The sequence below is a fragment of the Ruegeria sp. F11 genome (genome assembly GCF_056533855.1).
This window is the reverse complement of record NZ_JBQFOW010000002.1, coordinates 1-24,443: the sequence shown is the minus strand read 5'-3', so window position 1 is coordinate 24,443 and position 24,443 is coordinate 1. Positions and strand designations below refer to the sequence as shown.

The 24,443-nt window shown below is 57.8% G+C and carries 34 protein-coding genes and 1 riboswitch; of the genes, 24 read left to right on the top strand and 10 right to left on the bottom strand.

Annotated features, from left to right (window positions below):
• Window positions 1-2 precede the first annotated feature (2 nt).
• The gene (locus tag ACR0NJ_RS02640) at window positions 3-611 is read right to left on the bottom strand and encodes a glutathione S-transferase (protein ID WP_480815581.1); all 609 of its coding nucleotides are present in this window, start codon (window positions 609-611) and stop codon (window positions 3-5) included.
• A 56-nt stretch (window positions 612-667) separates the two neighbouring features.
• On the bottom strand, window positions 668-1,294 hold the full coding sequence (locus tag ACR0NJ_RS02635; protein ID WP_480815580.1) for an FMN-binding negative transcriptional regulator: 627 nt from the start codon (window positions 1,292-1,294) through the stop codon (window positions 668-670).
• A 52-nt stretch (window positions 1,295-1,346) separates the two neighbouring features.
• A riboswitch (FMN riboswitch) is annotated at window positions 1,347-1,497 on the top strand.
• 68 nt (window positions 1,498-1,565) lie between these two features.
• On the opposite strand from ACR0NJ_RS02635, the gene ACR0NJ_RS02630 reads away from it, so the two are divergent.
• From ACR0NJ_RS02630 to cobO, 5 genes are all read left to right on the top strand, one after another.
• Entirely contained in the window at window positions 1,566-2,003 is a 438-nt protein-coding gene (locus ACR0NJ_RS02630) for a 6,7-dimethyl-8-ribityllumazine synthase (protein WP_480815579.1), read from the top strand.
• Between the two features lie 141 nt (window positions 2,004-2,144).
• On the top strand, window positions 2,145-3,245 hold the full coding sequence (gene aroC, locus ACR0NJ_RS02625; RefSeq protein WP_480815578.1) for a chorismate synthase: 1,101 nt from the start codon (window positions 2,145-2,147) through the stop codon (window positions 3,243-3,245).
• The gene (locus ACR0NJ_RS02620; protein ID WP_480815577.1) at window positions 3,229-3,891 is read left to right on the top strand and encodes an HD domain-containing protein; all 663 of its coding nucleotides are present in this window, start codon (window positions 3,229-3,231) and stop codon (window positions 3,889-3,891) included. The genes aroC and ACR0NJ_RS02620 overlap by 17 nt, the downstream gene beginning before the upstream one ends.
• A 45-nt stretch (window positions 3,892-3,936) precedes the next feature.
• Window positions 3,937-4,872: a DMT family transporter gene (locus tag ACR0NJ_RS02615; protein WP_480815576.1), complete on the top strand. Its 936-nt coding sequence runs from the start codon at window positions 3,937-3,939 to the stop codon at window positions 4,870-4,872.
• 57 nt (window positions 4,873-4,929) lie between these two features.
• Window positions 4,930-5,529 (top strand): cob(I)yrinic acid a,c-diamide adenosyltransferase, encoded by a 600-nt coding sequence (gene cobO / locus ACR0NJ_RS02610; RefSeq protein WP_480815575.1) that lies wholly within the window; start codon window positions 4,930-4,932, stop codon window positions 5,527-5,529.
• A 4-nt stretch (window positions 5,530-5,533) separates the two neighbouring features.
• Here cobO and ACR0NJ_RS02605 read toward each other — a convergent pair whose 3' ends face one another.
• The 4 genes from ACR0NJ_RS02605 to ACR0NJ_RS02590 all read right to left on the bottom strand — a co-directional run bounded on the left by ACR0NJ_RS02605 (window position 5,534) and on the right by ACR0NJ_RS02590 (window position 8,463).
• Complete coding sequence (locus tag ACR0NJ_RS02605) at window positions 5,534-5,752, bottom strand: hypothetical protein (protein WP_480815574.1); 219 nt, start codon at window positions 5,750-5,752, stop codon at window positions 5,534-5,536.
• 293 nt (window positions 5,753-6,045) lie between these two features.
• Entirely contained in the window at window positions 6,046-6,411 is a 366-nt protein-coding gene (locus tag ACR0NJ_RS02600; protein ID WP_480815573.1) for an SPW repeat domain-containing protein, read from the bottom strand.
• 109 nt (window positions 6,412-6,520) lie between these two features.
• Window positions 6,521-7,471 carry an AraC family transcriptional regulator gene (locus ACR0NJ_RS02595; RefSeq protein ID WP_480815572.1) on the bottom strand — a complete coding sequence of 317 codons (951 nt, stop codon included), beginning with the start codon at window positions 7,469-7,471 and terminating at the stop codon, window positions 6,521-6,523.
• Window positions 7,472-7,596: 125 nt separating this feature from the next.
• On the bottom strand, window positions 7,597-8,463 hold the full coding sequence (locus tag ACR0NJ_RS02590) for a branched-chain amino acid aminotransferase (RefSeq protein ID WP_480815571.1): 867 nt from the start codon (window positions 8,461-8,463) through the stop codon (window positions 7,597-7,599).
• Between the two features lie 159 nt (window positions 8,464-8,622).
• Between ACR0NJ_RS02590 and ACR0NJ_RS02585 the strand changes: the two genes are divergently transcribed.
• The 17 genes from ACR0NJ_RS02585 to ACR0NJ_RS02505 all read left to right on the top strand — a co-directional run bounded on the left by ACR0NJ_RS02585 (window position 8,623) and on the right by ACR0NJ_RS02505 (window position 19,722).
• Window positions 8,623-9,135, top strand: coding sequence for a MarR family winged helix-turn-helix transcriptional regulator (locus tag ACR0NJ_RS02585; protein ID WP_480815570.1), 513 nt, complete (start codon window positions 8,623-8,625; stop codon window positions 9,133-9,135).
• Window positions 9,132-9,833: a response regulator gene (locus ACR0NJ_RS02580; protein WP_480815569.1), complete on the top strand. Its 702-nt coding sequence runs from the start codon at window positions 9,132-9,134 to the stop codon at window positions 9,831-9,833. The genes ACR0NJ_RS02585 and ACR0NJ_RS02580 overlap by 4 nt, the downstream gene beginning before the upstream one ends.
• Window positions 9,834-9,902: 69 nt before the next feature.
• Window positions 9,903-10,829, top strand: coding sequence for a histone deacetylase family protein (locus ACR0NJ_RS02575; RefSeq protein ID WP_480815568.1), 927 nt, complete (start codon window positions 9,903-9,905; stop codon window positions 10,827-10,829).
• Window positions 10,826-11,068, top strand: coding sequence for an exodeoxyribonuclease VII small subunit (locus ACR0NJ_RS02570; RefSeq protein WP_155146860.1), 243 nt, complete (start codon window positions 10,826-10,828; stop codon window positions 11,066-11,068). The genes ACR0NJ_RS02575 and ACR0NJ_RS02570 overlap by 4 nt, the downstream gene beginning before the upstream one ends.
• Window positions 11,069-11,932, top strand: a complete 864-nt coding sequence (locus ACR0NJ_RS02565; protein ID WP_480815567.1) for a polyprenyl synthetase family protein — start codon at window positions 11,069-11,071, stop codon at window positions 11,930-11,932.
• 16 nt (window positions 11,933-11,948) lie between these two features.
• Window positions 11,949-13,877, top strand: coding sequence for a 1-deoxy-D-xylulose-5-phosphate synthase (dxs, locus tag ACR0NJ_RS02560; protein WP_480815566.1), 1,929 nt, complete (start codon window positions 11,949-11,951; stop codon window positions 13,875-13,877).
• A 220-nt stretch (window positions 13,878-14,097) separates the two neighbouring features.
• Window positions 14,098-15,267 carry a tyrosine-type recombinase/integrase gene (locus ACR0NJ_RS02555; protein WP_480815565.1) on the top strand — a complete coding sequence of 390 codons (1,170 nt, stop codon included), beginning with the start codon at window positions 14,098-14,100 and terminating at the stop codon, window positions 15,265-15,267.
• 2 nt (window positions 15,268-15,269) lie between these two features.
• Window positions 15,270-15,968, top strand: a complete 699-nt coding sequence (locus ACR0NJ_RS02550) for a hypothetical protein (protein ID WP_480815564.1) — start codon at window positions 15,270-15,272, stop codon at window positions 15,966-15,968.
• A 128-nt stretch (window positions 15,969-16,096) separates the two neighbouring features.
• Complete coding sequence (locus tag ACR0NJ_RS02545) at window positions 16,097-16,270, top strand: helix-turn-helix transcriptional regulator (protein WP_480518065.1); 174 nt, start codon at window positions 16,097-16,099, stop codon at window positions 16,268-16,270.
• A 101-nt stretch (window positions 16,271-16,371) separates the two neighbouring features.
• Complete coding sequence (locus ACR0NJ_RS02540; RefSeq protein ID WP_480815563.1) at window positions 16,372-16,749, top strand: hypothetical protein; 378 nt, start codon at window positions 16,372-16,374, stop codon at window positions 16,747-16,749.
• 324 nt (window positions 16,750-17,073) lie between these two features.
• Complete coding sequence (locus tag ACR0NJ_RS02535) at window positions 17,074-17,604, top strand: hypothetical protein (protein ID WP_480815562.1); 531 nt, start codon at window positions 17,074-17,076, stop codon at window positions 17,602-17,604.
• Window positions 17,605-17,749: 145 nt separating this feature from the next.
• Window positions 17,750-18,193, top strand: coding sequence for a DUF5681 domain-containing protein (locus tag ACR0NJ_RS02530; protein WP_480815561.1), 444 nt, complete (start codon window positions 17,750-17,752; stop codon window positions 18,191-18,193).
• Window positions 18,190-18,507 carry a hypothetical protein gene (locus tag ACR0NJ_RS02525; RefSeq protein ID WP_480815560.1) on the top strand — a complete coding sequence of 106 codons (318 nt, stop codon included), beginning with the start codon at window positions 18,190-18,192 and terminating at the stop codon, window positions 18,505-18,507. Before ACR0NJ_RS02530 ends, ACR0NJ_RS02525 begins: the two co-directional genes overlap by 4 nt.
• 1 nt (window position 18,508) lies before the next feature.
• Window positions 18,509-18,838, top strand: a complete 330-nt coding sequence (locus ACR0NJ_RS02520) for a hypothetical protein (RefSeq protein ID WP_480815559.1) — start codon at window positions 18,509-18,511, stop codon at window positions 18,836-18,838.
• Window positions 18,828-19,148 (top strand): hypothetical protein, encoded by a 321-nt coding sequence (locus ACR0NJ_RS02515; protein WP_480815558.1) that lies wholly within the window; start codon window positions 18,828-18,830, stop codon window positions 19,146-19,148. Before ACR0NJ_RS02520 ends, ACR0NJ_RS02515 begins: the two co-directional genes overlap by 11 nt.
• The gene (locus ACR0NJ_RS02510) at window positions 19,135-19,371 is read left to right on the top strand and encodes a hypothetical protein (RefSeq protein ID WP_480815557.1); all 237 of its coding nucleotides are present in this window, start codon (window positions 19,135-19,137) and stop codon (window positions 19,369-19,371) included. Before ACR0NJ_RS02515 ends, ACR0NJ_RS02510 begins: the two co-directional genes overlap by 14 nt.
• 24 nt (window positions 19,372-19,395) lie before the next feature.
• Window positions 19,396-19,722 carry a hypothetical protein gene (locus ACR0NJ_RS02505; RefSeq protein WP_480815556.1) on the top strand — a complete coding sequence of 109 codons (327 nt, stop codon included), beginning with the start codon at window positions 19,396-19,398 and terminating at the stop codon, window positions 19,720-19,722.
• Window positions 19,723-20,145: 423 nt separating this feature from the next.
• Here the strand turns inward: ACR0NJ_RS02505 and ACR0NJ_RS02500 are convergent, their stop codons facing one another.
• The 4 genes from ACR0NJ_RS02500 to ACR0NJ_RS02485 all read right to left on the bottom strand — a co-directional run bounded on the left by ACR0NJ_RS02500 (window position 20,146) and on the right by ACR0NJ_RS02485 (window position 23,317).
• Window positions 20,146-20,364 carry a hypothetical protein gene (locus tag ACR0NJ_RS02500; protein WP_480815555.1) on the bottom strand — a complete coding sequence of 73 codons (219 nt, stop codon included), beginning with the start codon at window positions 20,362-20,364 and terminating at the stop codon, window positions 20,146-20,148.
• Between the two features lie 128 nt (window positions 20,365-20,492).
• Window positions 20,493-21,314 (bottom strand): hypothetical protein, encoded by an 822-nt coding sequence (locus ACR0NJ_RS02495; protein ID WP_480815554.1) that lies wholly within the window; start codon window positions 21,312-21,314, stop codon window positions 20,493-20,495.
• Entirely contained in the window at window positions 21,277-21,696 is a 420-nt protein-coding gene (locus tag ACR0NJ_RS02490) for a hypothetical protein (RefSeq protein ID WP_480815553.1), read from the bottom strand. Before ACR0NJ_RS02490 ends, ACR0NJ_RS02495 begins: the two co-directional genes overlap by 38 nt.
• Before the next feature lie 193 nt (window positions 21,697-21,889).
• Entirely contained in the window at window positions 21,890-23,317 is a 1,428-nt protein-coding gene (locus tag ACR0NJ_RS02485) for a tyrosine-type recombinase/integrase (protein ID WP_480815552.1), read from the bottom strand.
• A gap of 238 nt (window positions 23,318-23,555) precedes the next feature.
• Here ACR0NJ_RS02485 and ACR0NJ_RS02480 point away from each other — a divergent pair, with 238 nt between their 5' ends.
• Together ACR0NJ_RS02480 and ACR0NJ_RS02475 are read left to right on the top strand one after the other, a co-directional pair.
• Window positions 23,556-23,777: a hypothetical protein gene (locus tag ACR0NJ_RS02480; protein WP_480815551.1), complete on the top strand. Its 222-nt coding sequence runs from the start codon at window positions 23,556-23,558 to the stop codon at window positions 23,775-23,777.
• Window positions 23,774-24,443 (top strand): hypothetical protein (locus tag ACR0NJ_RS02475; protein WP_480815550.1); only part of this gene is annotated, 670 nt, incomplete at its 3' end. The genes ACR0NJ_RS02480 and ACR0NJ_RS02475, both read left to right, overlap by 4 nt.

Genomic DNA, 24,443 nt, shown 5'->3' with positions numbered 1-24,443 from the left:
GATCACGCGGGCGGGCGCGTTGCCACCATGCTGGGCCGCTCGCCGAACTCTGCAAACCATGCGGCAAGGGCGTCGTTGCCCTTGCGCCAGCCCCGCGCATCGTGGCGGAAGTCAACGTAACCCAGCGCACAGCCGACCGCCACCTGCCCCATATCCAGCGTGCCGGACAAATGCGCCATCCAGCGCTGGTTCAAAGCGGCACAGGCCCGTTCGATCTTGACCCACTGCGCCTCAACCCACTCGTCCCACTGCTTGTCTGCGGGCCGCAACCGGTCTTCATAGGTCATCAGCAGCGCGGCATCCAGAATGCCATCGGCCAGCGCCTCCAACGTCAGCACATCCCAGCGCCCCGGCCCGTCAAGATACAGGCCAGCCTGCGCCCGCGCATCCAGAAAGGCGCAGATCACCCGGCTGTCGAACAGGGTCGGCCCATCGGGCCGCTCCAGCGCCGGAACCTTGGTCAGCGGAGCTTTGCTGATCAGCGGCTCCGCCGGTGACACGGGTGTGCTGGCCACGGTCTGCAGTTCGACATCCTGCAACTGATCCGTTTCGTGCAGCAAAACCATAACTTTGCGGACATAGGGCGAGGTCGGGCTGTGATAAAGCTTCATATCCGGTCTCCTTGGTTATCGGGACCATGACAGCAGCCGGGGCAAAACAAAACCTGTCAGTTGTCTGACGAACCCGCCGCTCGCATCAAATCTCCGAGCGTATCCAGTTCGGCCCCAATCCCGTCTGCGATCCGTTCTGCCGCACGCATCCGAACCGGGTCGGGCTTGTTCTGATTCAGCTTCCATGTTCCCTGAATGTCGTCGATCCTCAAACGGCAGGGCACGATCATACGCATCATCCTCGCCAATGCATCGTCAGACATCTTCCCGGTCGTCCACGGGGGTTTGGGCAGCAACCGGGCCTCATAGAACGCAGACTGCCGATCCAGCACTTCCAGCAGTGCCTCCTGCGGCAACCTCTCAAGCTGCCCGATCAGATGCACGGCAACATAGTTCCATGTGGGCACCTGATCCTCGACCTCATACCAGTCCGGTGACACATACCCATCCGGCCCGGAAACGGCGATGGTCGCGCGGCATGGCTGCTGCAACATCCGAACAATGGGGTTCGAGCGCACAAGGTGCAGGTCCGCCGTAGCACCATCCTCCTCCAACAGAAAAGGCACATGGCTCAACGCCGGAGCTTCTGCGGCCGACGTTGCCAGAACCCCAAAGGCGCGGTCACGGGCAAAAGCAATGTGGCGCGCGCGGTCCTCGGCGCGGAAGGTGGGGTTGGGGTGCATGGCGATCCTCCTACGTTTCTCTTGCAGAACCGCCCGCAGCTTGGCAAGGTCTCCGCGTTCTCAGGGCGGGGCGAAATTCCCCACCGGCGGTATGCGGGCCATGACCCGTAAGCCCGCGAGCGGCCTCGGTTCATCCGGGGTGACAAGCAGATCTGGTGAGAGGCCAGAGCCGACGGTTACAGTCCGGATGAAAGAGAACGTGCAGCGTGCCCCTCAGGCGCGGCTGCTCGTGATCGCCTTGGGTGACGTGTCTGTAACTCAGGAGGTCCAAATGACACACACCCGCTACGCTTTCATCAAAGCCAACTGGCATGCCGATATCGTCGACCGCGCGCTGGACGGGTTCCAGCAGCTCATCCCCGCCGAGCAAATCGACGTCTTCGACGTCCCCGGCGCGTTCGAGATGCCCCTGCTGGCCCGCGATCTGGCCCAAACCGGGCGCTACGAAGCGGTGGCCTGCGCCGCCTTCGTGGTGGATGGCGGCATCTACCGGCACGATTTCGTGGCCCAAGCCGTGGTCGATGGGCTGATGCGTGCCGGAATGGACACAGGCGTGCCAGTCCTGTCCGTCTCGCTGACCCCGCACCAATATCAGGAAACCGACCACCACAACGCCATCTACCGCGACCACTTCGTGCAAAAGGGCCGCGAAGCCGCACAGGCCGCCCTTGCAATCACAAAAACCCGTCAGGCCCTGAAAGCGGCCTGATCCTTCTTCTGTTCGAAAATACCTCGGGGGAGTCGCGCCTGCGCGACGGGGGCAGCGCCCCCATCCCCGCTTTCTACCTGCAAATCCGCTTGAGGCCCAAGACACTCCCCGCTAAGCACAACGCGCAAAGGAGCATGCCCCATGTCGATGAACAGCTTTGGACACCTCTTCCGCGTCACCACCTGGGGTGAAAGCCACGGGCCCGCCTTGGGCGCGACTGTCGATGGCTGCCCTCCGGGCGTCGCAATTGACGAAGCGATGATCCAGCACTGGCTGGACAAGCGCAAACCGGGGCAAAACAAGTTCACCACCCAGCGACGCGAACCCGATCAGGTAAAGATCCTGTCCGGCGTGTTCGAAGGCCAGACCACCGGCACGCCGGTGCAACTGATGATCGAGAACACCGATCAACGCTCGAAAGACTACGGCGATATTAAAGACAAGTTCCGTCCGGGCCACGCCGATATCACCTATTGGCAGAAATACGGCATCCGCGACTATCGCGGTGGCGGGCGCAGCTCGGCCCGTGAAACCGCCTCCCGCGTCGCCGCCGGAGGGCTGGCCCGCGAGGCCATCAAACAGATCGCGCCGAATGTGCAGATCACCGGCTATATGACCCAGATCGGCCCCCACAAGATCGACCGCAACAATTTCGACTGGTCGCAAATCGAACAAAACCCGTTCTGGACACCAGACGCCCAAGCCGCTGAGGACTGGGCCACCTATCTCGACGACCTGCGCAAATCCGGCAACTCGGTCGGTGCGGTGGTCGAGGTGGTCGCCCGCGGCGTTCCCGCCGGGATCGGCGCGCCCGTTTATGGCAAGTTAGACACTGATCTAGCCGCCGCGATGATGTCGATCAACGCCGTCAAAGGCGTCGAGATCGGCGAAGGCATGGCCGCCGCCGAACTGACCGGTGAGGCCAATGCCGATGAGATTTTCATGGGCCAGAACGGCCCGCAATACAGTTCGAACCATGCGGGCGGCATTCTGGGTGGTATCTCGACCGGGCAGGACGTTGTCGTGCGCTTTGCGGTCAAACCGACCTCGTCTATCCGGACCACCCGCAAGACCATCACCAAGTCGGGTGAAGAAACCGAAATCATCACCAAAGGCCGCCACGACCCCTGCGTCGGCATCCGCGCCGTGCCCGTGGGTGAGGCGATGATGGCCTGCGTGATCCTCGACCACCTGTTGCTGCATCGCGGCCAGATCGGAAAGAACCGTGGACGGATCGGCTGATCTGCGCAGCCGGTTGCGCGGCATCGTCGCGCAGCGGATGGAGACCGACCCCGCCCATGATCTGGCCCATCTGGACCGGGTCTGGATCAACGCGCAGGCCATAGCGGATGACCGGATCGATCTGCCGGTGCTGCTGGCGGCAAGCTATCTACACGATCTGGTAAACCTGCCCAAGGACGATCCCGACCGGCATCTGGCGTCCCGCAAGTCGGCAGAGAAATCAGAGCCTATTCTGGGCGATCTGGGCTACAACTCCGACCAGATCCAAGTCATCCGCCACGCGATCGAGGCGCACAGCTTTTCGGCCAATATCACGCCCGAAACGGCTGAGGCACGCATCCTGCGCGACGCCGACCGGTTGGATGCGCTGGGGGCCATCGGCATCGCGCGCAACTTCTCGGTCTCCGGCGCTTTGGGGCGCACGCTGTATGACGCGGCGGATCCGTTCGCCCGAAGCCGGCCTCTGGACGATCTGCATTTCTCGCTCGACCACTGGAAGGTCAAGCTGCTTGGCCTGCCTAGCGACATGCTGACCGAGACCGGCAAACAGATCGCCGAACAACGCACCGCACGCATGATCCGCTTTCTCGAAGACTTCGCCGAGGAAATCGGTAGCCCTCTGCCTCAAACCTGGGTGACCGGCTGAGCCCAGCCGTTGATCTTTGCGCGGCAAAAGCGCAGGGTCGCGCCGATGGCAAAATCGTTAACATCGCATCGACCTGTTCTGGCCGTGACGCTGAAACTCGGCGCGCTGTTCCTGTTCACGGCGATGGCCGCGCTGGTAAAAGCGTTGTCCGAGGATTTCCCGCCGGGGGAGCTGGTGTTCTTCCGCTCGCTCTTTGCCATTCCCGTCATCCTCATCTGGCTGATTTCTCGCGGGGAACTGGCGCAGGGCTTTGTCGTCAAAAAACCCATGGGCCACTTCTGGCGCGGCGTATTGGGCACCAGCGCCATGGGCCTGACCTTCACCGGCCTCAGCCTGCTGCCCCTGCCCGAGGTCACCGCCATCGGCTACGCCACCCCCATCTTCACGCTGATTCTGGCAGCGGTGATGCTGGGCGAGCGCATCCGCATGATCCGCATCGGTGCGGTCGCCTTGGGGCTTCTGGGCGTTCTGATCATGATCTGGCCGCGCCTTGGCAGCACCGATATCGAAGTCGCCGCCACGCTCGGCGCGCTCTGCGTGCTGGCGGCTACCTTCGCCCGCGCCTTTGTGCAGATCCATATCCGGCAACTGGTTCAGGTCGATCATCCGGCGGCTATCGTTTTTTATTTTTGCTTAACGGGCACGCTGCTGTCGGGCCTGACCGCCTTTTGGGGCTGGACCCTACCCACGTGGGAACAGGCAGCGATTCTTGTCGGGATGGGGCTGACCGGGGGTGTGGCGCAAATCCTTGTGACCTCATCCTATCGGTTCGGGCAAGCTTCGATGCTGGCACCTTACGATTATACCAGCATGCTGTTCGCGATTGTCATCGGTTATGTCTGGTTTGACGAATGGCCAACGCTGGCCATCCTGATCGGGGCCGCGCTGGTGATTGCGGGCAATGTGGTGGTGATCTGGCGCGAGCACCAACTGGGGCTCGAGCGCGGCAAGGCCCGCTCGGTCACGGACCCCAAAGGGTGACTTTACCTTTCGCCAACTTCCCCTAGGTTGGGCCAGACAGAGAAAAAGGGTGCCCCCATGAGCGACGCGCAGGATCACAAGGAAAAGATGCAAAAGGTGCAGGCCAAGCACCGCAAAAAAGTGTCCGAGGCGGTCGATCCCGGTCGCGGTCTGGTTCTGATCAACACGGGCAAGGGCAAGGGCAAGTCCTCGGCCGCGTTTGGCGTGGTGATCCGGGCTTTGGGCTGGGGCCAGAAGGTCGCCGTGGTGCAGTTCATCAAGGGCAAATGGAAAACCGGCGAGCGGCGGTTCTTTCAAGAACGCGATCTGGTGACATGGCACACAATGGGCGAAGGGTTCACCTGGGATACACAGGACCGCGAACGCGACATTGCGGCGGCCACCTCGGCCTTTGGCAAGGCCTGCGATCTGATGGCAAGCGGAGAGTATGATCTGGTGGTGTTGGACGAGATCAACATCGCCCTGCGCTATGAATACCTTTCCGTGGATCAGGTGATCGACGGCCTGAACGCGCGGTCGGACAAAACCAGCGTCTTCCTGACGGGCCGTGATGCGCCGCAAGCGTTGCGGGACTATGCGGATCTGGTGACAGAAATGACCGAGGAAAAACACCCGTTCCAAGCCGGGATCAAAGCCCAGCGCGGGGTCGATTTTTGACCGCTCAGGGCCTTAGCGCCTGTTGATGCTCAAACTGATAGCGCAGCGATTTGCGTTGGCTCGCTGCGCTTCCGGGCAACGTTTCCCCTGCCCGTCCCGCGTCCCGCAACGCCTGACGTTTCTGCCGTTCGACATAGGCGCAGTAGTCGTCGTCGCAGCAATTGCACCCGCAGGCCGTGGCGGCATCGTGCCGCGCCATGATTTCGTCCAGCGAGTCGCTCATCTCGGACCTCATCAATCTTGTAACTTCCCCAGCCGGTTTCGTTTCCGGGGCGGTGGCTGGCCCTCGCACGACCACATGCTCAGCCAGCAGACCGCCCCGAAAGAAAGTGCTGGATGATCTGGCATCTGGCGCTTCCATATATCTGATGGTTTTTATCGGATATTTCAAGTGGGGAATTCTGTTGCTCTGCATGCTTCGGTTAACGCCGACAAACCCTGTATAGAGACAAAAAAGTGAGCCGCGCGTGGGCAACGCGCGGCTCGAAACAACGACAGCTTGATATTTTGGGATGCTCACGCCGCCGCTGTTTGCTCGGGCGCGCTCAGCGAGATGACGGCCACCACCGCCGCGCCGTTCAGCCAGTAGAACCACGCATCCAGGCCCGTGAACCCCAGCAGGCTGGGGGCCAGCAGGAACACGATGCCGACGGTCAGGTCCACCGCCAGATGAAACTTGTAGGGCAGCACTCGCCAGATCCCCAGATGATGATCGGTCAGCACCGTCAGCACAAAAGCGGCGACACCAGTGACCACAGACAGCCACAGCGCCAGCGGGTTGGACTGGCCCAGACCCAGCACAAAGGGCAGCGTCATCAGGGCAATGGCGACGGGGTAGTCGAGATAGGCGTGGATGTTACGGGTGATGAAACGGGCAGACATGGGACTTCCTTTCCTTGCTTGGCATGGCTCTAAGCTAGGGGAGGATTGCCGAACGTATCAGCCCGGATCGTTCGGGATACATTGCAGATCGTTCAGATCAACAGTCGGATCAGTGCATCGCCCGATACGCCGCCGGGGACAGCCCGACCTGTTTCTTGAACACGCGCGAAAACGCGGCTTCGGATGCATATCCAACCTCGGCAGCGGCATCGGCAACATTCCAGCGGCTTTCGGTCAGCCCGTGGCAGGCGATCTGCATCCGCCAGTCCGTCAGGTATTGCATTGGCGTGGTACCCATCTTCTCGGCAAAAAGCTGCGCGAAGGCGGTGCGGGACATGCCGGCCTCACGCGCCAGCCCCTCAACGCTCCAATCCTGCGCCGGGGCCTGATGAAAGGCGGTCAGGGCGCGCGATACGCGCCGGTCCGCGAACCCGGCCAGCGCGGATTCGCTGGGGCTTTGATGTTCCAGATGCGCTCGGATAGCCTGCGCGAACAGCACTTCGGACAGTTTCAGCGCGATCAGATCGCCGCCAATCCGCGCCCCGCTGACCTCGGACCCGATCATGCGCAGCGTGGATTCGATCCAGGCCCCGGCTTCTTCGCCGTAATTCTCGATCAGGATGTAGGGCGGCAGGCGGTCGATCAGCATATGCCCGGTACCCTGCCGCCCCGGCGGGCCGGTGAACGAGAAATGGCCGCAGATCAATTGCGTGTCGCGGCTTTTGTCCTCGCCGCCATAGATCAGGACGCCGTCGCCGGTATACCCGGCCTCGTCCAGCACCTGCTCGAGCGGCAATGCGTCCAGCGGTTTGACCTCGTTGCACAGCAGCGCATGGGCCGAGCCATGCGGGATCAGGATCAGATCGCCCTGCTTCAAACGCAGTGTTTCGCCTGTGTTAGAGACATAAACCTTCAGCTCACCGCGCTGGACGAAGTGAAACCGGGCGACGTTTTCAAAGGCCGGAACCTGGATGCCGAAGGGCGGCGTGAAGGACGTGCGGAAGTAAAACGTGCCGCGCAGGGACAGGCGGGTAAGGATATCGCTGAGAAGGTCTAACATGGCCATAATCTACACCCGAACGCGCACCCGTCCAGCAGGCTGAACGATCTGCAAGGTATTGCGGACGCTTGGCACAAAAAAACCCCCGCGAAAACGCGGAGGTTTCGTTTGTTGGTTGAGAATGATCAGGCGCGGACCAGCGCCTCATATTCTTCGGCAATCTCGCGGGTGATATCGCCGACCTCGAAGGTGTAGTCGCCGATCTGACCGACGGGCGTGACCTCGGCAGCGGTGCCGGTCAGCCAGCATTGTTCGAAATCGGCCATTTCCTCGGGCATGATATGGCGCTCAATCACGTTGATGCCCTTGTCTTTCAGCATCTGGATCACGGTCTGACGGGTGATGCCGTTCAGGAAGCAATCGGCCAGCGGGGTATGCACTTCACCAGCCTTGACGAAGAACACGTTCGCGCCGGTCGCTTCGGCCACATAGCCGCGATAGTCCATGAACAGCGCGTCCGAGCAGCCCTTGGCCTCGGCCTTGTGCTTTGAGATGGTGCAGATCATGTAGAGACCCGCCGCCTTGGCATGGACCGGGATTGTTTCGGGGCTGGGGCGTTTCCACTCGGCAATGTCCAGCTTGGCCCCCTGCATCTTGGCGTCACCGTAATAGGCACCCCACGGCCAGACCGCGACGGCCATGCGCACCGGGTTCTTGGCCGAGGCCACGCCCATATCCTCACCCGAGCCGCGCCAGACCAGCACACGCACATAGGCGTCCTGCAGCCCGCTGGCTTTCAGGGCTTCTTCCTTTGCCGCCTCGATCTCGTCAATCGAATAGGGCATCGGCATGTCCAGCGCTTCAGCCGAGGCAATCAGACGCTCGGAATGTGCCCGGCTTTTGAAGATCTTGCCGTTATACGCGCGCTCGCCCTCGAACACCGACGAGGCATAGTGCATTGCGTGTGACAGAATATGCACATTGGCCTCGCGCCAGGGCACCAGCGTGCCGTCCAACCAGATGACACCATCACGATCGTCATACCCAGCCATGCGAAACCTCCTGATCCGGGTTGATTTTCCGATTGTTGCGCTAGTTAGGTCCGAAGCGGACATAATGTTGCGCAAAAACTGAGAATCGATACCTGTCCGCCCTTGGAATGTCAATAACGCTGACATAAACTCGGCCCGGTGTAATGAATGAGGCATGATATGTCCGAAATCCGCCCCGCCCCGCTCTTTGGCGGCGAGAGCCTGTTGTTTCTGACCGACGAGCAATTGCGACAAGGTATCGAGGCCATGTTTTTCGCCTATCGCGGCTTCACCGCCGACCCGGACCGCATCCTGTCGGAAATGGCCTATGGGCGGGCCCATCACCGGGCGATTCACTTCATCAACCGCGCGCCGGGCACCACGGTCAACAACCTGTTGGCCATTCTGGGGGTGACAAAACAGTCTCTGAACCGGGTGCTTCGGACCTTGATCGATGACGGGCTGGTGCAAAGCCGGGTCGGCACCGTGGACAAGCGCGAACGGCACCTGTTTCTGACCGAACAGGGCCGCGCGCTAGAGGCGAAACTGTCAGACGCCCAACGCTCGCGCATGCGGGCCGCGTACAAGGATGCGGGGCCCGAAGCGGTGGCGGGGTTTCGTAAAGTGCTTGAAGCGATGATGGATGCTGATATGCGTCATGCCTACACTAAACTGCGGGATAGCACCTCATGAGCGATATGGACGCCCATCTTCTGATTGTCGACGATGACGAGCGCATTCGCGACCTGCTCAAGAAGTTTTTGATGCGGAACGGGTTTCTTGTGACCTCGGCCCGTGATGCGGCCCATGCGCGGCGGGTGCTGTCGGGGTTGGATTTCGACCTGATCGTTCTGGATGTGATGATGCCGGGCGAGGATGGAGTCAGCCTGACCAAGGCGCTGCGGGAAACGCACAGCACGCCGATCCTGCTGCTGACCGCCCGGGGCGAGACCGAACATCGGATTGCCGGGCTTGAGGCCGGGGCAGATGATTATCTGGCCAAGCCATTCGAGCCCAAGGAACTGCTGCTGCGCATCAACGCCATCCTGCGGCGGATGCCGGAAACGCCGGCGCAGGATACGGCCGCGAAAATCCTGACGCTCGGGCCGATCCGCTATGATATCGAGCGCGGAGAGATGTGGCAGGGCGAGGACCCGGTGCGCCTGACCGCCACAGAAAGCCAGTTGATGAAGATCTTCTCGGCCCAGCCCGGCGAGCCGATCAGCCGCGCCAAGCTGGTCGAGGATCTGGGCCGCGACAAGGGGCAAGCCCAGGAACGGGCGGTGGACGTGCAGATCACCCGCCTGCGCCGGAAGATCGAACAGGACCCGAAGCAGCCTCGGTATTTGCAGACCGTGCGCGGCGCAGGCTATATGTTGGCGCCGGATTGATTTTGCCGCTGCGCGGCGGTTTTTTGCCTTCGGCGAGGATATTTTTAGACATATGAAGATGGGACCCAGATGAAGACTGCGCTTTTGACCCATGCCGACTGTCTTGGGCATGTGACGCCGGACGGACACCCGGAGCGTGTGGCGCGGCTGGAGCATATCCTGCATGCGTTAGAGTCTCTGGATTTGCACCGGGTGACGGCCCCTTTGGCCGCGGATGACGATCTGCTGCGGGTTCATCCGGAAAGCTACATTCGGGATATCAAGGCCACGCGGCCTGCGAACGGGTTTGCGCAGATTGACGGGGATACCTTCATGTCCCCCGGTTCCGTCGATGCCGCCTACCGCGCGGCGGGCGCTGTCGTGCGTGCGGTCGATCTGGTGTTGGGAGGCGAGGCCCCGAACGCGTTCTGCGCTGTGCGCCCGCCAGGTCACCACGCTGAAACAGACACGGCGATGGGTTTCTGCCTGTTCGGCAATGCGGCTTTGGCCGCGAAACACGCGCTGGAGCATCATGGGCTCAGCCGCGTGGCGGTGGTGGATTTCGATGTGCATCATGGCAACGGCACGCAGGACCTGCTGTGGGACGAGAGGCGCGCTCTGGTGATCACCAGCCAGCAGATGCCATTGTGGCCCGGGTCGGGCCGCCCGGATGAGACCGGGGCGTTTGACACCGTTCTGAACCTGCCTCTGGCCCCCGGCACTGGCGGGGCCGAGATGCGGGCGGCCTATGAAAGCCAGGCCTTTCCGCGCTTGCGGGCGTTCCGGCCGGAACTGATCATCATTTCCGCCGGATTCGACGCCCATCAGGACGACCCATTGGCCAATCTCAACTGGTCCACCGGCGATTTCGCCTGGATCACGGCTGAGCTGTGCAGGATCGCCGATGAGGTGTGTGAGGGTCGTATCGTCTCGACTCTGGAAGGCGGTTATGATCTGAACGCACTGGCCGAGGCGACGCACGCCCATGTGGAAGAACTGATGAAGGCAGCCCGATGACTGACACCCCCGTTGACCAGATGACATTCGAACAGGCGATGAAAGAGCTTGAGGCCGTGGTCGGCCAGCTGGAACGCGGCGATGTGGCCCTGGATCAGTCGATTGCGCTGTACGAACGCGGCGCGGCGCTGAAGAAACGCTGCGAAGATGAGTTGAAGCGGGCCGAGGAAAAAGTAGCCGCGATCACTCTGGACGCCAATGGTCAGCCGACCGGGACCACGCCTGTCGAAGGGCTGTAGATGTTTCGCCAAAAGCTTGCGCAGGATGCGGCGCGGATTCAGAGCCAGTTCGATCTGGTTCTGGGCGCGCTGGACGATCTGGATGTGACCCGTGCGATGGCTTATGCCACCGAAGGCGGCAAACGGCTGCGCGGGTTTCTGGTGCTGGAGAGCGCCCGTCTGCACGGCGTCGATCCGGCCCGCGCGATCTGGCCCGCAACGGCGATCGAGGCGCTGCACGCCTATTCGCTGGTGCATGATGACCTGCCCTGCATGGATGACGACGATCTGCGCCGGGGGCGTCCGACCGTGCATGTGAAATGGGATCAGGGTACCGCCGTGCTGGCCGGGGATGCGTTGCAGACACTGGCCTTTGAGTTGTGCGCCCGACCCAAGGTTGGGGATGCAGACATCCGGGCTGAATTGACCCTAACACTGGCCAAGGCCAGCGGTGCGCAAGGGATGGTGCTGGGTCAAGCGCTGGATATTGCGGCGGAAACGGCGGCACCATTGACACTGGATCAGATCACCCGGTTGCAGGCCGGGAAAACCGGTGCGCTAATCGAATGGTCCGCCTGTGCGGGTGCGCTTCTGGCGCAGGCAGACCCAAACCCGTTGCGCCAATATGCCCAAGCCCTTGGCCTTGCTTTTCAGATCGCCGATGACATTCTGGATGTTGAGGGGGATGCCGAAAAGGCCGGTAAACGCTTGCAAAAGGACGCCGATGCGGGCAAGGCCACCTTTGTTTCGCTGCTGGGTCTGGATGCCGCCCGCGTCCGCGCTGCCGAACTAGTGGATCAGGCCTGCGTCGCGCTGGACGGGTACGGCGCTCAGGCGGAAACCTTGAAGGACGCCGCCCGCTTCGTTATTGCCCGGGACAGCTAAGCCAGGAACGCGCCAAATGTCTGACCGCCCGAATACGCCTCTGCTGGACCTTGTGAACCGCCCTGCGGACCTGCGGCAGTTCTCAGACGCCCAGTTGCATCAGGTGGCGCAGGAATTGCGGGCCGAGACGATCTCGGCCGTTTCCGTCACCGGCGGGCATCTGGGCGCAGGTCTGGGCGTGGTGGAACTGACAACGGCGCTGCATGCAGTGTTCGACACCCCGCGCGACAAGATCATCTGGGATGTGGGCCACCAGTGTTATCCGCATAAAATCCTGACCGAGCGGCGCGACCGCATCCGCACCCTGCGCATGAAAGATGGCCTCAGCGGGTTCACCAAGCGCAGCGAAAGCCCTTACGATCCGTTCGGGGCCGCGCATAGCTCGACCTCGATCAGCGCTGCGCTGGGGTTTGCTGTTGCACGCGATCTGGGTGGTGTGACGCCCGAGGGGTTGGGCGATGCAATCGCAGTGATTGGCGACGGGTCGATGTCGGCAGGCATGGCGTTCGAGGCGATGAATAACGCAGGCCACCTGAAAAAGCGGTTGATCGTCATTCTGAACGACAATGAGATGAGCATCGCACCGCCCGTGGGTGCCCTGTCCAACTACCTGTCGCGCATCTACGCGGAAGAACCCTTCCACGACCTGAAAGCCGCCGCCAAAGGCGCGGTGTCGCTGCTGCCCGAACCCTTCCGTGAAGGGGCCAAACGCGCCAAGGAAATGCTGAAAGGCATGGCTGTGGGCGGGACTTTGTTCGAGGAACTGGGCTTTTCCTATCTCGGCCCCATCGACGGCCACGATCTGGACCAGTTGCTGCCGGTGCTGCGCACGGTCAAGGCGCGCGCCACCGGGCCGATCCTGATCCATGTGCTAACCAAAAAGGGCAAAGGCTACGCCCCAGCCGAGCAAGCCCGCGACAAGGGTCACGCGACGGCGAAATTCGATGTGGTGACGGGCGAGCAGAAGAAAGCCCCGTCAAACGCGCCCTCCTACACCTCGGTCTTCGGTAAAACGCTGGTCGAGGAAGCCGCCCGCGATGACAAGATCGTCGCCGTCACCGCCGCGATGCCCGATGGCACAGGGCTGAACCTGTTTGCGGAACGCTACCCCTCGCGCTGTTTCGACGTGGCAATTGCCGAGCAGCACGGGGTCACGTTTTCTGCGGCCCTTGCGGCGGGCGGAATGAAACCGTTCTGCGCGATGTATTCGACATTCCTGCAGCGCGGTTACGATCAGGTCGTGCATGATGTCGCCATCCAGCGCCTGCCGGTACGGTTTGCCATCGACCGGGCCGGGCTTGTCGGCGCGGATGGCGCGACCCATGCGGGGTCTTTCGACATCGCCTACCTGTCCAACCTGCCCGGCATGGTCGTCATGGCCGCCGCAGATGAGGCCGAACTGATGCATATGGTCGCCACCGCCGCCGCCCATGACGACGGCCCCATCGCCTTCCGCTATCCACGTGGTGAGGGCGCGGGCGTCGACCTTCCCGAGCGCGGAAAGGTTCTGGAGATCGGCAAAGGCCGCCTGATCCAAAAAGGGGCCCGCGTGGCGCTGCTGTCCTTCGGCACCCGTCTGGCCGAGGTGCAGAAAGCCGCCGAGGCGCTGTCGGCCAAAGGCATAACCCCCACCATCGCCGATGCCCGGTTCGCCAAACCGCTGGATCGCGATCTGATTCTGGATCTGGCCGCAAGCCACGAGGCGCTGATCACCATCGAAGAAGGGGCCATCGGCGGTTTCGGCAGCCACGTGGCACAGCTTTTGGCCGAAGAAGGCGTGTTTGATTCCGGTCTGAAATACCGCTCGATGGTGTTACCGGATGCGTTCATCGACCAGGCCAGCCCTGCCGATATGTACGCGGTCGCTGGCATGAATGCGGACCAGATCGAGGCCAAAGTGCTGGACGTTCTGGGCGTTACCTCAATCGGCGAAAAACGCGCGTAAGAGCCCATTTAGGGCCAAATATCAGCGGTTAGTGTTCTGAGAGGTGGAAACTGGTGCCGCTGAAGGGCATCTAATACTTGTTTCATGGCGCTTCACCATGCCCTAAGAAATCACCGAATGATTTATTTACAGTGATTTAAGTGTGCCACTGTGTTCCACTATGCCTCACTGTATACTATATATAGAGGGTGGATAGAGAGGTGGTTGAGTGTCACGCCCTTTGAACAAGCTCAGTGCAGCAACCCTGAAGGCTTCCGCTCCCGGAAAGTACTCCGATGGTGGCGGGTTGTGGTTCCACCGCCGCGAAGATGGCGGGGCACAATGGTTCCTTCGTGTCACTGTCCACGGACGCAGGCGTGAAATGGGACTCGGGTCTTATCCCGAGGTATCGCTCAAGGAAGTTCGTCACCAAGCTGAGAACTGGCGGGCTGTTGCTCGGAAAGGCATAGACCCAATCAAAGAACGCGAACGTCTAAAGCGTGAGGAAGCCAGTAAGCTGCATTTGTTGAAGGACGTTGCCCTGGATGCGTTCGAGAGCCGGAAGGCCGAGTTGAAAGGCGATGGTAAAGCTGGTCGATGGTATTCACCGTTGGAGTTGCATGTGCTGCCCAAGCTTGGGAAGGTTCCAGTCGTTGAATTGGACCAAAAGGATATCCGGGATACGCTTGTACCCATCTGGCACACAAAGGCAGACACAGCCCGGAAAGCCATGAACCGGCTATCAATCGTGATGCGCCACGCTGCGGCGCTCGGCTTGGATGTGGACCTGCAGGCCACTGACAAAGCGAAGGCCCTGCTTGGAAAACAACGCCACAAGGCCAAGAACATTCCCGCAATGCCGTGGCAGGACGTCCCAGCCTTCTATCAAAGCTTGGACGGCGGAACGACAACCGAGCTTGCGCTACGTTTGCTGATACTTACAGCAGTGCGGTCTTACCCTTTGCGAAACCTGCACCTGGATCAGATTGACGGTGACGTATGGACTATACCGGCAGAAGCGATGAAGGGACGCAGGGACGCGACCCAAGATTTCCGGGTGCCACTATCCAATGAAGCCCTTTCTGTCATCGAGAGAGCCAAGCCCATGGCTCGGGACGGCTACCTTTTCCCAAGCGTTCGGCGGGGTGTGATTTCTGATATGACCATGAGCTCTTATATGAAGCGCCGTGGATTGGTCGAACGCCCGCACGGCTTCCGGTCATCGTTCCGAGATTGGGTAGCGGAGACACAGAGCGTTCCGTTCGAGGTCGCTGAGACTTGTTTGGGTCACGTTGTCGGAGGTTCCGTAGAGCGCGCGTACAAACGGACTGACTTTCTGGAACTGCGGCGCGAAGTTATGAACCGATGGGCGGACCATATGCTGCCCTCTTCTTCAGAGGTGGCCCAGTAGCAATGACGCGTTCTTTTCAAATCAATTTGCCAGATGGCAGTATAAGACCGACTACTGTCCAAAGCTTGGATATGTTGGCGTTCTTCGCGGACGATAAGAAAAGCGCACTGCAGGCATTGCAAATTCTGACAATGGAGTTTCATAGCTACAACGTTGATCCTGAAAATTGGGCATTTGGCGAAGTCGCCAAAATACTAATTGATGCTTTGAATAAGCGTTCCGCCCAGGTTTTTGTCTGTGGGTTGGTAACTCTGATAATGGCTCATCTAAACGAAGACGGCAGTCCCGCAAGCATTAACCAGGCCAGCCAAATCGCTTCCCAAATTGCCTATGATACAGGCGACATAAGCTTCAAATTGCTGAAGTCAGACGGTTGGAATGTTAAAACAAAGCCCGTGGTTGGCGATGTTCCAACAATTCAAAGATACTTTCGTAAGTACAGAGCTGCTGCGCACATTTGTGCTGCAAAAGCCGTTATTGGTGCTGACACCAATCAATCGCACCCAATGGTGCAGCCGCTACCTAAAACGCTTAGGTTAGCTTCAACTGTGATGCATTATCAAAAGGTTATTCGGTCCTGGCCCTCCTCAGCTAACTGGAACCTTTGGGATGTTTGGCATGATGGGGATCAGTTTGATGGGGCTTACCCACCAGCCTTACCTGATGAAGAATTTGTTCGCCAAATTCGAGCAATGAAGTAGGCCTAATACTCCGTTTTGCCCGAATATGGGAGTCACGCGCTCCCATAGGGAACTTCATGTTCCCAAATTTATTTCTCGACGCCTAAAGGCAATTCTCTTTGCACCAAGCAACAACACGGTGCACAGCAATGAAACTGCTTTCCTTCCAAGACCTGCAAGCCAAGCTGGGCGGTCGCAGCCGCTCTAGCGTCTACCGCGACGTTGAACTGGGCCGTCTCCCAGAACCCATCAAGTTCGGCTCTCGTCTCTATTGGAACGAGGCCGATATCGACGCTGCAATCGAGAAACAGGTTGCCGCCTAAAAGAAACCCCCACCCGAGGCACGGGCGGAGGCGAATTCTTTTAGGTGGTACTGAGAGAGTAGCCGAAAGCCCGATGTCTTTCAACAAAAGAAGGACAATAAATGGTTACTTTCGAGCAAAACCAAACAATCAAAACTGAACTCCCACCGTCAAACGCACTGCGCGTGTATCGCTGGGCGGACCTTCCCAACTTGACAGCCCCAGCGCTGTATCGGGTCACTGATCCGGGCCAGGAATCGCGCGAAATCTACGCATCCAAGCACAAGCGCCAAGTTCTTGAGGGCCTGATGCGGTCGCCACTCTACGCGGCCAGTTACTGCCGTCTGTCCGACCAGGTGCTGCCCCTGCGGCGCGATGACGGCGTTAACATCGAATGCAAGATGTATCGGGGCGATGCAGACACCGGACGCCAGAAGTTCGGCATCTATTTCCTCGTCAGCAAAGTGGAACTGATCCAGGCAAACGAGGTGGCGGCATGAGAACCCGGGACCTCCAAATCCACACTCTTCGTCGCAAGCACGGCCTGTCAGAGTCCGCTGCACGGCTGATTGCCGCCCTCTACTACGGGGAGCGTCGGTCATGATGGTTGTTGTTCCCTGCAACGGGCGCGAGGAAATCCGCATATCTCGCGCCCCTGTAGACGCAAAACCCCATCCGGGATTAGACATCGTAGATTTCCGAGTCTGGTCGAAAACGAAAGCAGGGCTGCGCCGTACCAATCGCGGCGTCATGTTCGAGGCCTCCTTACTGCCTTTTGTTCTGAGGGCTTTGTTGGATGCGTCCAACAGGGCAAGGGTCGAATAATGGGCCGTGACAAGCGAAACGAGAAGCGCGTCGAGCATTTCACAAAGCTTGTCCGCAACATGATGGAGGAGCCCGCCTGGCGGGCTCTCTCACCCGTCGCACAGGCGCTGTATCCGTGGCTCAAGCTGGAATGGCGTGGTCCACAGGCGAACAACAACGGAAAGATTCAGTTCAGCGTTAGGCAGGCTGCTGAAGCGCTGGGTGTGGCATCGCTGAATACCGCTGCGCGAGGTTTCCACGACCTACAGGCCAAGGGCTTTCTGGTGGTCACGAAACCGGCCCAGCTTGGTCTTGGCGGCGAAGCACGTTCACCCCAGTACGAACTCACAGAATTAGAACTGCCACACAGCGACCGCAGGGGTGGCCGAATGCTGTATCGGCAGTGGGCTCCCGACAACGATTTTCGCGTTCACAAAGCTGCTGCCCACAACCCCACGGGCAAGGGCGGGAAAACAAAACCCTGTCTCAATTTTGAAGACGTGACCGTCTTAGATTTTGAGACGTGTAAGCAAGGGACGTCTCAAAAATGAAGACAGCACGTCGCAATTTTGAAGACGTAAACGGCCATTTTCGGACCCTGCACGTCTCAATTTTTAAGACATCCTTAATCTACCAGGGGGTCTGGGGGAAACGGACACCTTCTGTACCAACAATCCAACACAGCGAGGAACGAGCATGACGGACGATTCCGAACGAAAAAACGTGGCCAATACGTACACAGACGAGAGCGGCAAGTTTGCGCAGGGCAACCCCGGCAAGCCCCGAGGAACCCGGCACAGGGTCACACGGGCGATTGAGGAACTGCTGGAGGGCCAATCTGAGCAAATCACGCAAAAGGCGGTCGAGATGGCACTTGAGGGCGACAGCACGGCCCTGCGTCTTTGCCTGGAACGGATAGCTCCCACGAGGAAGGACGCACCGGTCAGTTTCGACCTCCCACCCATCAAATCCGCTGAGGACGCCTCAGAGGCCGCTCAGGCGGTGCTACAGGCCGTTTCTCAGGGTGAGGTGACCCCGCTGGAAGGGGCAACCGTCATGGCATTGGTCGAGCAATTCCGGCGGGTACTGGAAACAACTGAACTTGAACGCCGGATTACAGCATTGGAGGCAGCAAAATGAGCATCAGGAATAGACTGGCAGCTTTGGAAGGCAGGAAAGCTGTGAGCGCCGTATCGAAGTCGGGCGCATCGGATCAGTTGACCAAGCAACTGCAAAACACCGCAGAACGGATGCGGGATACCCCACTGAACCAACTGACCGCTAAGGCATCACCCGTAGAGGTTGCCGCCCTCATATTGGATGGCCGGGTGGATGAGGAAGTAGCCCGGAAATGTATCGAGCTTTCTAAGCAAAATGCCCCGAGTGCGAAACTGTTCCAATGCTTCTTGGACGCAGCCGAGTGCACCCAAGCAAGCCTGACGGAGGAAGATTGATATGAGCATCAAAAATCGGTTGCGGAAGCTGGAGGCAAAATCGCCGGTCACTCAGGATCATCTCATCACCTTCTTTACGATTCACGGAATCAAGAAGGGCACTGAGGAAACCACCCGAATGGTCGAAAAGTCGCTTGGACCAGCAAGTATCCCTGGCCTCGGCTTTGAACTAATCGCCCCACATGACGGAGAGACCGAAAGGAACTTCAGGCGGCGTGTTCACGCCATTAGGGCGGGTGGCAAACTAACGGAAGACATGAACGCGGAAGAACTTACGGCTGCTTATGCCGTCGCAGACCAGGAACTGAAGGAATGCAGCGATGACGATTAAAAGCAGATTGAAGAAATTGGAAACCGCATCGCCGTCATCAGTTCCGAGCAAGATACTTTTTGTAGCCATTGTGAAGGCAAAGGACGGGCGTGAAGACGGCCCGCCAGATTACCATCATGCAATTGTCGCTGGGACTACCCTTGGGCGCATTATGCGCAATCCTGACGAAACTAACGAGGCATTTGCGCGCCGCGTTAAAGCCATCAAAGCAGGTGGAAAACACATTGAGGACATGACCGAAGATGAACGGATGGCGGCATTCGCTGCTGTAGACCTCGAAATGGAAGGAGGCAATCATGACGATAAGTAAGCGTATCAGCAAACTGGAACAGGCCGCACATGGGGGTACAGTCCTTTACTTCGTGGAAACGCTAGCCGTTGAAGAAGAAACCGACCTGATTGTTCATAGCGCCGCTGTGGGTGGGACGGTGATAGAGCGCCAGCCTGAAGAGACCCAAGAGGATTTCAAACAACGGGTAAATCCTAATTGGAGGCGACACACCTACCTTGAGCTAGACAGTGAGTACCTTTGAGAGCGCCTGAGCAAAAGAGCAGACTTGTGGCTGACAGACATGCTCTGTGGTCAATCTGACACCGGCGGCAAAAATAACAAACAATTTGGCAAAGTTTCACAATCCCAATTTACCCTGCGCCTTCAAAATCCGCGCAGGAGAAGCTGCATGCCCGGACCGAAAAAACCTAAAGGATATTGGAACAAGAAGCGGTGCCACGCGGTTGCCCTCATGTACGCCACCAGAGCAGAGTTCGCGCGAGGTGACAAAACCGCATACAACGTAGCAGCAGACGCGAGTTGGTTGGATGAAATTTGTTCCCATATGCCTAAAAACGTCAAAAGTAGCGGCAACGTCAGCCACGGAAACTAGATGTTTGAGGCGAAGCCAGAAATGGCGGAATCTCGGCAGAATGGGGTGCGACGCGCCAAACTCATACCCCCTCTTGGAAATCGTTAACCCCCTCAAGACGCGCCGCACCGCTTTGGTACCAGAGTAGAATGTTGGAATTGTGTCTGGGACAAGAAAACAAAAGGTCTAAGGGAAACCCCCAATGTCGGAAACATGAATCAGAGAGTAGTGTTTTTCAACGGACCACTTAACCCAATCCGTAGCACCCCCACTATATGAGGGGCTGGCCAAGACCCCCTCATCCAGCCCCTCACCCACCTTCAGTGTCAATTATTTTTGAGACAGTGGGCAACATTTGAAGTGCCGCAAAGGGTGGGCCTCTAGGAAAACACGCTTTCTGAGTTAATTCGCCTCGCCAGAAATGGGGGGGTAACTTCAGAGGAATCAGTCAATCAAAGCCTTTGGAACCCAAAAGCTTGGAAATGGCTTTCTTGCTTGACCACTTTCAGCTCTGTCTGTGCTGGCCTGGCAATTGAGCATGTTGACGTTGTCGAGAACATATTCATCTAAAACCTTTCGAATGGCATGAGCGGTGGCAGTCATACCTTCGGCTTCAAGCCTTAGCACCGCGTCCGTTGCGCGTTGTAAGAACTCATCATCCATTTCGACGGCTCCAATCCCAGTGATGAGGCTCAATCTGGACGGATTTCTTTAACGAAAGGTTAACTTTGTGCGGATGGGTTTTTTGCGAACCAAAGGGGCAGCAGGGAACTCGAAATTGCCCTCAAAGCTCATCCGGGTTTCGACAAAGTGCTTGGTGGATTTAGAGCCATACTCAACGCAGGATCTTTGATTCCGTCAACTATCGTGATCCCGGACGCATAGTCGCCGGGCTCAATCCACTCTTTCTTGAGTGTTCGAAAGTACTGTTTTGATATGAATGAGAACTTAGTCTCTGCATCACAAAGCAGACCACCCGCGAGCCCGCTCAGCTCTTTGTCAATAATGTCTCCAAGTACGACCAAGTTCCGGCACATATCAATGGCAACCGGAAGTCTGTTCCCGCCGCGATAGGGGACAAAAGCTGTCTTCTTAGAACCGCTAATCTCAGGGATCAGCTCTTCTCTAAGCTCGACGCCGTATGCTTCTTCTATCATTCGTTTCGTTTGATAGACAGCGCTGTCTGCATTAACGCTGATGTAGTAACGCGGGGGAACCAAAAACAACTTTAGGTCGGATTGCGTAAAATAGGACAAATAGTTTGCCCAATAGCCAGAAGCTAACCCGCTAATCAGCGCTTTTCTTTGTTTGCAGACAACAAACACGAATGGCCCTGAGAAAAACAACAAGGCGACAAAAAAGTTTCTCAAAAATTCTTCGAGGTCTCGATCCAGGTTCAGAAGAAAACCAAACCTTGAAGTTAGCCACACAAATAGCTGATGATCCGATTGATCTATCATTCTGAGAATGAGCGTACCCACTGTGACGACGGCACCAATGAGCGCAAAGCTGGCGACTATGAGCCACAAAATCTTCTGCAGTTTGAACCACTCAGACGTTGCGCAAAGTTGTTTTCTAACCACTGATTTCGAACACCATGTTGAATTTTCCACCCTGGCCAGTGTCCAAAAAGTAGTTGGCTATTTCCAGGTCAAGTTTGGAAGCCACATGCAAAATCACACGTGATACCGCATCAGCTTTTTCCTCAATCTCTTCTCGTTTGGGCTGTCGAGAACTTGGCAAGATATCCGACACCACGATCAATCGACTTGAAAACAATACGCCGAGCCTTTCAGCTTCCATGAAGGCCTCAGACACCAAATCAGCTTCGCCTTCTTGCCAGTTCAGGTCTGTGATGTTGGTTTTTGATCCCGAGTGCTCAATTCTAATGAAGAAGTGCTCATTGTCCTTACACGCGAACTGACTCGAAAACTCATCCTGCCGGGCCAAGAGAACCGGGCTTTCACCAACAGAGCTCCATCCACCTTGCACCATTGATTGGTTCCTAAACTATGTTGCTGCCGTGTACAGTATTAGTAATTCCTCGAGGTTCCAGAAACAATTTCATTCGTTTACTGAGTTCTTCTGTCAGAGTTCTCATCGTTTTCTATTTTTTTGCAAGAACCACTAGATAGAAGGCCGATGGCAAATCATCCGCGTTTCAGAGATGTTGAAAACAACTGAGGGTTTATCGCGTGCGCAACTCGTCCTCTTTGCCCCTCAGTTTAGTGACAACAGCCCCTGAGGCTCTACTTCGGTTCTTTTTTGGCCAGGACCAACTTGGCTCAGCTTTGCCCTGAAGAGTCATTCGCAATGCATTGAGCCGAGTATCTGACCGGGGTTCTCTAAGGGCTGCAAACCTGCGCGAAATTTCCGCTTCTATCGAGTCACAGCACAGATGGCCGTAGGTTCTGCTGACGGTATCAGTATTGGAGTGTCCGAGTTGCTTCGCGACAATCGCCAAAGGTGTTCCGGCTTGTACGAGCTGGCTGGCGTAGGTGTGCCGTAAGCCATGAAAAACAAACTCGTCTGGTAACCCAGCGCGCCGAACAGCATCTTTAAAGAGGTGCTTTTGGCTTCCAGACCACTGCTTTCCCGAAGACATTCGGAATAAAAGGTCTTCGTCGTCTAGGGACTCGGCTTGATCCAAAAAGAATGACATCCCTTCATCCGGGAGAATTACATAGCGGCTCCGATAGCTCTTTAAAGGCCCAATATATAATCCAAATACATGCCCACCCACATCGCGTGCTTTGAGGTTCGCCAATTCTGAGACTCGACATCCCGTATAGAGAGCAGCCTGAACGAGCAGAGCTAAGTCTGGTCTACAGCAGGCAATCAGACGCTTTGCTTGCGCCCGAGTAAGAAAGAACTGCCTTGGGGTATCCGAATGCGGAATCCTACGCAGTATCCGCCAAGAACGTTCACTTTCGACGTCACCGTTCTCCCAAGACATCTCGATGGCAGTTCTAAGGATGCTGATGACGGAGTTCAGGGTTTTCTTCCGCTTTCTTAGACGTTCGTGATCCAAAGCTTCAATGCGAATTCTTGGACCTTGTTTGCAGTTGCCTCGTTTTGGCGCTGCCTCAAGAACATCGACGCAAAACCGTTGGAAGGTCGCCTGATTGAGTTGTTCGACAGGCAGATACCCCAACCTGGGAATTATGTGGTGGTTTATCAGGGATAGTGATGTCTCGAAGTATGTCCTTGCTGCCGCGATGCGTTTCCATTCGACGAAACCATGCATGGCATCCCCGATAGTGAACGGTTCGCTGGTTTTTGAATAGTTTAATTTCGTATTCGCACCCAAAGGGTAAGGCTGAGCAGCAATTGCTAGGATTTCAGGGCTGTTGAACCATTCGTTGGCACAAGCCAGAGCCCGCGAGTAGTTAAAACCCTTTGGATGGAATGGTGACACTGTCCCCAGTCGCTTTTGGCTGTACTGCCCATCTTTTCTGCGAATTCGAGCCATCCAATTGCAGTCCCCGGACGGTTGTTTTTGCACACCGATGTGCCGACAGTATTCCAGGATGTTCCAATATGGGCTGCGTCTTGCTGGTAACTGGGCGATGTTTTCCAGGGATGACAAATCTGGCGCGTGTTTGGCTTTGTTCATTTGATAACTCACTTTTGTCGGATTTTTACCCCTTGAATGATGCCTTGAGCTGGTCTGGAGTTCGACTTGCTAAAGTCGTGCTGCATCCATCGGCGTTTTGGCTCACGCTCAATCGATTGGCGCTAAAAAGGAGGTGCTATTTTACCTCAATGTTCTGCTTACGAACCCGCTCCGTTCTTGCTTAGTTAGAGGTAATATGATACCTCTATGTCAATTAAACGAGGCGTAGCAGACGGCAATGTTGGACAGAAAACTTCGAGAGATAATGGTCGCGAGCATCCAGAGAGAAAAGGAAGCTCAGGAGGTCTATCGATGGCTGAACGGCGACCGTACGACACCTCTGCCGCCTGAACTGAAATCGCGCCTCGTGGACATGGTGGCTGACGAATTCGGTGACAACGCCGCCGCCGCAGCCATGGACCAAGTTGCCACCCAGAACATGCCGGAGGCAATGCAATGAGCAGAATGGATGCATCGATAGTATTGGCTGGCCGTCAGCCGAACATCATCAACGCGCTGGCCCAGGGTCAGGAGGCCCGCGAACGGGCTGACCAATACCAAAGCCAGAACGCACTGCGTCAAATGTATCAGACACACGGCCCGCAAATCACGGCCGGTGATCCGGCTGCGATGAATGTGCTAGCCCGGCATGATCCCGGCGCGGCGGTCCAAATTCAAGGTCAGCACCAGATTCAAGTGCAGCGCCGCCAAGTGCAGGCCCGCCTGAGCGCAGAGGAGCGGAGAAACGCTGAGGCGCATGTTGCCAGAATGGACGCAGCGGAGCGCGCAGCTACCGCAGAACGGATACAGACAGGCCTCAAGGCCGCGTATGGCGCGCAAACACCGGAGCAGTGGGATGCGATAGTTACGCAGTTCGGTGCGCAAGAGCTTGTAGGCGAGTTCGAAAACCGCGAAGCCCACGTTCGCCGTCACATGGAATTTGCCGAGATTTTGAAGGCAGCACAGCCGGACAAACCGGCAGACGAATATCAACGGTATGTCGCGGAAGAAACAGCGGCGGGTCGCCCACCTCTAAGCCGGATTGAATACGCGCAGGCCAAGAAGGGGCAAGGCTTCAACGTCACTACATCTGACGGCACCGTTGTCTCTTACGGCGGCGGGCAAC